General features: G+C 68.1%; 1 pseudogene. It reads left to right on the top strand.

Going from position 1 to position 480, the window contains the following annotated elements:
• Positions 1–480 (top strand): annotated as a pseudogene (locus tag ACU8YC_RS26670) (membrane-bound PQQ-dependent dehydrogenase, glucose/quinate/shikimate family); the annotation flags it as partial.

The following is a 480-nucleotide window of genomic DNA, read 5'->3' as shown; positions in this document are numbered from 1 at the left end:
CGACCATGGTCAAGCGCAGCGACGTCGACCCGAACGAGCGCTCCGGTGGCGGCGAGACCGGTCTGCAGCCGAACCTCGGCGCGCCGTACATGGTGCGGCTGGAGCCCTTCCTGTCGGTGCTCGGCCTGCCTTGCCAGACGCCACCCTGGGGTTACGTCACCGCGCTGGACCTGCGCAGCATGAAAAAGGTCTGGATGCACAAGAACGGCACCAGCCGCGACAGCGCGCCCTTGGGCATCCCGCTGCCGGTGGGTACGCCAGCGCTGGGTGGGCCGATCGTCACCGCGGGTGGCGTGGCCTTCATGAGCGGGACCCTGGACTACTACCTGCGCGCCTACGACCTGCAAAACGGCAAGGAACTGTGGAAAGGTCGCCTGCCCGCCGGTGGCCAGGCGACGCCGATGACCTACGTGTCCGAGAAGACCGGCAAGCAGTACGTGGTGCAGATGGCCGGCGGGCATGGCTCGTTCGGCACCAAGC

It is taken from the genome of Citrobacter sp. VF227, assembly GCF_052950715.1.
This window is presented reverse-complemented; position numbering and strand designations above follow the sequence as displayed.